This is a genomic window from Bacteroidales bacterium (assembly GCA_012517825.1).
Lineage (GTDB): Bacteria > Bacteroidota > Bacteroidia > Bacteroidales > JAAYUG01 > JAAYUG01.
In genome coordinates this window covers 1-7238 of record JAAYUG010000188.1, presented here as the reverse complement: position 1 = coordinate 7238, position 7238 = coordinate 1, and the positions used below count along the sequence as shown (strand labels likewise).

Below are 7238 nucleotides of genomic sequence, written 5' to 3'. Positions count from 1 at the left end.
TCACGATTACCTCACGCAGGTAACAACCCACCTGCCCTCAGGAAAAACCGAGCCAATTGCACTGCCAAAATCGGATGTAATTCAGTATCTGCTTGCCGATGGTTCCAAAATTTCCATCAGGCCCTCCGGCACAGAACCCAAAATTAAGTTCTATTTCAGCGTAAAAGGAAAGCTGGAGAGAAAGGAAGATTTTCAGAAAGTTACCGAACAACTGAAAGCAAGGATAAAAGACATCACGAAAGACTTGCACATTGAATAAATCGTTTTCCGGGATTTAAAAATTTAAAAATTGTTATGCAATGAAAAGTTTCCGTAAGGAATTGTGGTTTGAGACCCCGCACAGGCGCGATTTTATCAACATTACCCCTCAGGTGGAGCAATGCCTTGCCGAGAGCGGTATCCGCGAAGGCCTTTGTCTGGTCAACGCTATGCATATTACAGCCAGCGTTTTCATCAATGATGACGAATCCGGCCTGCATCAGGATTTTGAAACCTGGCTGGAAAAACTGGCACCCGAAAAACCATATTCCCAGTACCGACATAATGGTTTTGAAGATAACGCCGACGCACACCTGAAACGTACCATCATGGGTCGTGAAGTTGTTGTAGCCGTCACCAGCGGAAAACTGGACTTCGGCCCGTGGGAACAAATCTTTTACGGGGAATTTGACGGAAAAAGAAAAAAAAGGGTTCTGGTCAAAATCATCGGGGAATAAAACTGTTTTTTCCTGATTTTCTTCCCAAACATCCGGTGTGAAACTGCCAACAAACTGATCGTAATTTTTACCATTTGAGATCGTATGAAGAAATTTTTCCACAGATTATTTCTTTTCTGGGTTCTTAAAAACATACCGCTCATTGTATCAGCTCAGGAAACACCTCATTTTACCGTCGATTCGGTTGTGATCGTTTCTCTGCATACTCCGTTGGCATTACGTGAAACCGGAAGAAGCATCAGCGTCATCAGGGGAAAAACACTACTGGCAATACCTGTCAGCTCAGTGGATGAACTTTTCCGATACATACCCGGCATGGAAGCCAATATGAGGGGAATGGGAGGTGTGCAGACCGATCTTTCCATCCGGGGCTCCACATTTAACCAGGTGCTTGTTCTGGTGGATGGGATGCGAATAAATGATCCTCTCACAGGTCATTTTAATAACGATCTACCGGTAAGCCGTGAAGAAATTGAACGGATTGAAGTAGTAAGAGGACCGGCATCGATTGTTTACGGAAGTGATGCTGTGGGGGGAGTGGTTAATATTATTACCAGAGCATTTTCAGCAGGGAACCATGAGAAGGGATTGAACAGTTCAGGGGAGTTGGCATATGGCAACCGCAGAAACCTGGTGTCTTCTGTCGGAATTCAAACGGCAACGGAGCGCTTTTTTATAAGGGGCGGATTTACCCTGAACCAATGCCCTTCGATGCCCATCGGCACAGGCCGGAATTCCGATTACAGCGTTCGCCAGGCCACAGTATCCGCATCCAGGCAGATCAGGGACAACACCAAAATTTCATTTCGGATTGCAGGTTTTTCAAAAGAATTTGACGCCCGAAACTTCTACACAATAAGCTCTTCTGATACAGCCCGTGAAACACAGAAAGGATACTGGGTGCAAACCCAGTTGCTCCACAACGGAGTGCGGTCACAAACCCGGCTTACATTCTCCCTCAGGGAAAACCATGACGATTTTCTTTTCAACAGCCTCTCCCCTCACAACCTCCATACAACCCATGCGGGAACCATGCAGGTTTTCCAGACGCGCCGGTGGAAAGAAATCACCCTGACATACGGATTTCAGGGTCACCTGCGGACAATCCGAAGTACCGACAGAGGGAATCATTCCGAAACACAGGCAGGTTTCTTCGGAAACATAGCATACAAACCATTTGAAAGAATAGTTCTTGTATCAGGTTTGCGGGGAGAACTCCATGAAACGGCCGGTTTACAGGTAATACCCCAGATGTCTGTTTCGTGGAAACCCGGACAATGGTACCTGCACGCCTCAGCAGGAAAATCAATCCGAAACCCTGATTTTACCGAACGGTTCGTAAGCACGGCACTACCCTGGCTTGCCCCGGGAAGAAATCTCGGCAATCCCGGCCTTCTGCCAGAAAAGTCATGGACTTTCGATGCCGGAGCCGACAGGAAACTTTCCGATCTTGTTACTGCCGGTATTACCCTCTTCAGCAGAAACAGCCGGAACCTGATTGACTACATTCTGACCAACAGCCGTGATATTCCGGAAAATTCGCATCTGGTAGCTGACACCAATTATTTTTATGCCGGTAATGTGCGGCATCTCACTACGCAAGGACTGGAAGGCTATTTAACAGGGGAAATACCCGCAGGCTCATGGACCCTTCAGGCAACAGCCGGCCTGATGCTTCTGAAATCAACCAACAAGGAAAACATCATTACAAAATACATTGCCGCCCATGCCAAGCAATTGATATCAGGGAATTTTGCCGTGGTGCGCGGACCATTCACTCTTTCAGTCAGCAGTATTTACAAAGTCAGAAATAATCCCGAATATGCCAGGAGCATAAATGCTTCCCTTCCTGAAAGTTATGTTGTTTTCAACAGCAGTCTTGAATGGAACCTTTTCAGCAATAGGGTTTCCTTCCGGTTTATTACGCATAACCTCACTGATGTCCGATATGCTGATATACTAGGTGCAGGAATGCCACGACGCTGGTTTTCGGCAGGTATCCGCTGGAACAGCGCAGGTTTCTGAAAATACATTAACAACCTGTCTTTCAATAAGATACCAGATAAACCTTGTCGGTACCTCTGGTAACCGCCGTATATAGCCAGCGGATGTATTCCCGGTCATACTCTTCCTGGCGGCCGGGATCAATAAATACCGTATGCCATTGCCCCCCCTGCGCCTTATGGCATGTTACCGCGTAGGCAAACTTAACCTGGATGGCATTAAACCAGGGATTCGTGTGCAAATAATCCTGTATTTTTTTCCCCGAAGCCATATCATACTCCTGCAATATGGCCTGCATGAGCTCTTTCTGTTTTTCAGCCGGCAAGGATGGAGCCTCTGCCGTTATCGTATCGAGCAGCAGTTTCACATCAGCCTCCAGATCATTATAGTCAGGAAATACCACCGAGGCATCAGCAAAATGGAAACCATAAAGTTCGTCATAACGCCGTATACGTTTTAACCGCAGAATATCCCCGTTGGCAATAAATCCCATTGCTTCTCCCTCTGCAAGCCAGAAATAATCGTTTTTGACCACCATCATAACATCACCTGACGAAAGTTCCTCTTCACGGAAAAGAATCTGACGCCTGATTCCTGCGTTATACCGGTTACTCTGACGATTGGAGCGACAGATTACGATCACATTTTCCATTCCCTGCTTCCGGTATTCCTGTTCAATATGCTCAGGCACTTCAGCGGGTGCAATTAGCGCAATATCAGAAAACCAGTCCCGTTCAACAACGGGCTTGCCGTATTCCTCCCTTTCCAGCATATTCCGCAGGGAGGTAGCGAAAGAAAGAATGCCCGAACCGGATGCCTGCCTCAGAACTTCGGTGAGCATAACATTTCGCACCGAAAGCCCGAATCGCTGAAGCACTTCAGGCTGTAATGCAGGACTTACCCGGAGGCCCACCGGAGGCAACTGCGCCGTATCGCCCATGAGCACCAACCGGCAATTCTGACCGCCATAGACGTACGAAATTAGATCGGAAAGCAAATTTCCCGATCCAAACAGAGACACATCACGGCTTGTTTCTCCTATCATCGAGGCTTCATCCACAATAAATACAGTATCAGTATGCAGATTCCTGTCGCGCACAAATTCTGCCAGACCGGAAGGAGAAAGCAACTTCCGGTATATTTTTCTGTGAATCGTACTGGCCGGAAAACCAGAATACTGTGACAATACTTTTGCTGCACGTCCCGTTGGAGCCAGCAGAACAAACCCTCTGTTCAGAGCACGGAGAACCTGCACCAGGGTGGCTACAAGAATTGTTTTTCCGGTTCCGGCATACCCCTTTACGAGCATAATTTCGTTCTTCGCCCCCGAAAAAAGAAAATCACTGAATTGCTCCATAAAGTGCCTCTGATCGGGAGTCGGTTCATAAGGAAATTTCAATAATACACTTTCTGTCAGTATCTTAGAATTGATTGCAATCATCCGATTCAGATTAAATTTTTTCCATGGACTTCGCATCAAAGTTAGTCGTTGTCGTATCATTTTTTTATTAATTTTGCTGCATTCAAAAAACACAATACCATGAGGACTGCTATTCAGATTGTATTGACGATATCGATCGTTGTTCTGGCTTATCTGTTATATGACGGCATCATGAAGCCTATCCGCTTTAACCGTGAAAAAGACAAACGGTACGAAAAAACCATTGAGCGACTGAAAGCTATCCGTACCGCTGAAGTTGCCTTTAAAGTAGAAAACGGACATTATACAGCCAGTTTTGATTCCCTTATTTCGTTCATCAAAAACGGAAACTTCCGGGTTGTGAAGAAATACGGAATGCTTTCCGATAGTCTGCTTCAGGCAGGATGGACAGAAAAGCAAGCTTTGAAGAAAGGGATTATCCGCAGAGACACTGTGCTGGTTCCCATTCTGGATTCACTTTTCGGGAAAAATTACCCCATTGATTCCATACGCTATGTTCCCTATACCAATGGCATAGAGTTCAAACTGAAAACCAACACGGTTGAAACCGGAAAAGTGAAAGTCAATGTATTCGAAGCTTCGGTCGAAAACGACATACTTCTGAATGGACTGGATCCTCAGCTGATTATCAACCTGAACGATGAACGAAAGAAAATGACAGGATTTCCGGGACTACGTGTCGGGAGCGTTGAGGAAGCAAACAACAATGCAGGAAACTGGGAATAACCATTCATGAACGAAAAAATTTTCGTTGCTCCATCATTAAAAACCGAACAATATTCTGATACCGACCTGTCCATTCAGATTGCTCCGGATGGACTGGTTTTTTTTGCCGGTATCTCATCAACTGGTGAGTGCAAGGCTTTTGCCATGTATCCTGTTCATCCTGACCTTAATGAAGAAAGCTGGATGGATGAACTGGAAAAGATTCTGGCAGGGAATATGTGGTTGAAGGGTAACTGGAAATCCGTCCGCGTTCTATGGATTACCAATAAATGGCTGGCTGTTCCTTCAGCCTACTTCCGGCCGGAGGAAGCCAGAAATTTTCTTATCTATCATGAGTTATTCAGAGAATTTGACGAGGTCCATTATTATTCCATCAGGGAACCTGAAACCACTTTTGTCTTTCCTGTACCGGGAGCTGTAAGTCAATTGCTGAGAAACGTTTTTCCATCGTTCCGGTATTTTCCGTCATGGGCTCCTGTAAGCCTGCACTTTGATGCGGCAAAACCACAGGGACTGTGCGTACTTCTGCATTATGGCTTTGCTGACTATTATGTTCATTCCGGAAAAGGCATCAGCAATTTTAGCCGTTTCAACTGGCAGGAGCCGTCTGATATTTTGTTTTTTCTGGCAAAGATTTCGCGCGATTTTTCACTTGATCTTGTTTCAGGAAATCTTATCATGTGCGGTTATCCGGGTCTTGCAAAGGCTGCTGATACCGAAGCGCTTTTGAGGGAATATTTTCCGTCCCTTAATGCCGGCATGCCAGCCCTCCAGATGGACCCTGCGATAAAAATCCAGTTCCACTCCCTGGAAATTCCGGTTCAGTTAATGAATCTGCAACTGTGCGAATAATCAGCGGAAAATATAAAGGAAAACATATTCAGCCGCCACGCAATTTCAGAGCACGTCCTACTACTGATTTTGCGAGGGTAGCCCTATTTAATATCCTGGCCAATTATTTCGATTTTGAAGAAATTTCGGTACTGGATCTTTTTGCCGGTACGGGGGTAATAGGGTATGAATTTGCCTCCCGTGGATGCCATAATCTGACATCTGTGGAAAACCATCCTGTGCACGCCGCCTTTATACGCCGCATGATCAGGGAACTCTCTTTCGAAGGATTCCGGCTGATGGAGAGAGACGTTTTCAGCTTCCTGGAACATCACCAAACAAAATACGATGTGATCTTCTGCGATCCACCTTACGATATGGAAGGTATCGGCAATCTTCCGGATATCATCCTGCAGCATGGGCTTTTAAACAAAGAAGGCATCCTAGTAGTAGAGCATTCCGGAAACATTTCATTTGCCGGCCACCCCGGATTCTTCGACGAACGCAGGTATGGCAAGGTTCATTTCAGCTTTTTCAGGGTTCCCGAGTAAACGAATTTGACCAAAAATTTGCATCCGGGTGTTGCAGGAATAAAATATTGGTATAATTTTGCGTCACCAATTTCTGGTGTGGTAGTTCAGCTGGTTAGAATATCGGCCTGTCACGCCGAGGGTCGCGGGTTCGAGTCCCGTCCACACCGCCGGAAATCATAGGCAGGGCAGTTTAACAACTGCCCTTTTTTTATTCCGGCTTACCGTGTAACCTTCCTTCGCAAAAAATTGATAAATTTAGCCTGCTAAAATCAGGCTCCAGGGAACCTTAAGACGTAAATCTGACTTGATTTTTCTTTAAAATAATTATACCAACTGGTTATCAAACACAACGGAAATGACAATACAATTTTTGGGGGCGGCACGCGAAGTAACAGGAAGCAAACATCTAATTACAACTGGGAACGGAAAAAAAATTCTTCTCGATTGCGGATTGTTCCAGGGCAAAGGCCTTGAAACAGATGCCCGGAACCGGAATCCGGGAATCAATCCTGCGGAGGTTGACCATATTATACTCACCCATGCCCATATTGATCATTCGGGACTTATTCCATGGTTTTACAAGAACGGTTTTGAAGGATCGGTAATAGCCACCAGTGCTACAAGGGATCTCTGTGCATTGATGCTGGCCGATTCGGGCCATATTCACGAGCAGGATATTGTAACTTTCAACAAAAAAAGAGCCCGGCAGGGATTGCCGCCTGTCGAACCTTTATACACAAGGGAAGATGCCATTGCCTGTATGAAGCTTTTTATCGGGATACCCTACAACAGGAAACTCCGTATTGATGATTCCACCAGGGTATGGTTCACCAATTCCGGGCACATGCTTGGCAGCGGGGTAGCTACGCTGGAAGTAACCGAAAACGGCGCAAAAAAGATCATTTCCTTTACCGGCGACATAGGACGCCCGGTTAACCGGATAGTAAGGCCACCGGATCCCTTTCCGCAAAGCGATATCTTGATTAC

At 45.9% G+C, this 7238-nt stretch carries 8 protein-coding genes and 1 tRNA gene; 8 read left to right on the top strand and 1 reads right to left on the bottom strand.

The window, feature by feature from the left end; genetic code table 11:
* The 3 genes from GX419_13065 to GX419_13055 all read left to right on the top strand — a co-directional run.
* A partial coding sequence (locus GX419_13065) for a phospho-sugar mutase (protein NLI25626.1) occupies window positions 1–259 on the top strand: 259 nt, incomplete at its 5' end.
* A gap of 40 nt (window positions 260–299) precedes the next feature.
* Window positions 300–716, top strand: a complete 417-nt coding sequence (locus tag GX419_13060) for a YjbQ family protein (GenBank protein NLI25625.1) — start codon at window positions 300–302, stop codon at window positions 714–716.
* A gap of 84 nt (window positions 717–800) precedes the next feature.
* Window positions 801–2741, top strand: a complete 1941-nt coding sequence (locus tag GX419_13055) for a TonB-dependent receptor (GenBank protein NLI25624.1) — start codon at window positions 801–803, stop codon at window positions 2739–2741.
* 22 nt (window positions 2742–2763) lie between these two features.
* On the opposite strand, the gene GX419_13050 is transcribed toward GX419_13055, so the two are convergent.
* The gene (locus GX419_13050; protein NLI25623.1) at window positions 2764–4161 is read right to left on the bottom strand and encodes an AAA family ATPase; all 1398 of its coding nucleotides are present in this window, start codon (window positions 4159–4161) and stop codon (window positions 2764–2766) included.
* Window positions 4162–4260: 99 nt separating this feature from the next.
* Between GX419_13050 and GX419_13045 the strand changes: the two genes are divergently transcribed.
* The 5 genes from GX419_13045 to GX419_13025 all read left to right on the top strand — a co-directional run.
* Window positions 4261–4887 carry a hypothetical protein gene (locus GX419_13045; GenBank protein NLI25622.1) on the top strand — a complete coding sequence of 209 codons (627 nt, stop codon included), beginning with the start codon at window positions 4261–4263 and terminating at the stop codon, window positions 4885–4887.
* Between the two features lie 6 nt (window positions 4888–4893).
* Complete coding sequence (locus GX419_13040; GenBank protein NLI25621.1) at window positions 4894–5739, top strand: DUF3822 family protein; 846 nt, start codon at window positions 4894–4896, stop codon at window positions 5737–5739.
* A complete protein-coding gene (locus tag GX419_13035) occupies window positions 5730–6269 on the top strand; it encodes a methyltransferase domain-containing protein (protein NLI25620.1) in 540 nt (179 codons plus the stop codon). Before GX419_13040 ends, GX419_13035 begins: the two co-directional genes overlap by 10 nt.
* Window positions 6270–6344: 75 nt before the next feature.
* A tRNA-Asp gene (locus GX419_13030) sits at window positions 6345–6418 on the top strand.
* 188 nt (window positions 6419–6606) lie between these two features.
* Window positions 6607–7238 (top strand): MBL fold metallo-hydrolase (locus GX419_13025; GenBank protein NLI25619.1); only part of this gene is annotated, 632 nt, incomplete at its 3' end.

Coding starts and splice junctions, on each gene's coding strand:
- GX419_13050 (NLI25623.1), bottom strand. CDS start 4,161: ATGATTGCAATCAATTCTAAGATACTGACAGAAAGTGTATTATTGAAA.
- GX419_13045 (NLI25622.1), top strand. CDS start 4,261: ATGAGGACTGCTATTCAGATTGTATTGACGATATCGATCGTTGTTCTG.
- GX419_13060 (NLI25625.1), top strand. CDS start 300: ATGAAAAGTTTCCGTAAGGAATTGTGGTTTGAGACCCCGCACAGGCGC.
- GX419_13040 (NLI25621.1), top strand. CDS start 4,894: ATGAACGAAAAAATTTTCGTTGCTCCATCATTAAAAACCGAACAATAT.
- GX419_13055 (NLI25624.1), top strand. CDS start 801: ATGAAGAAATTTTTCCACAGATTATTTCTTTTCTGGGTTCTTAAAAAC.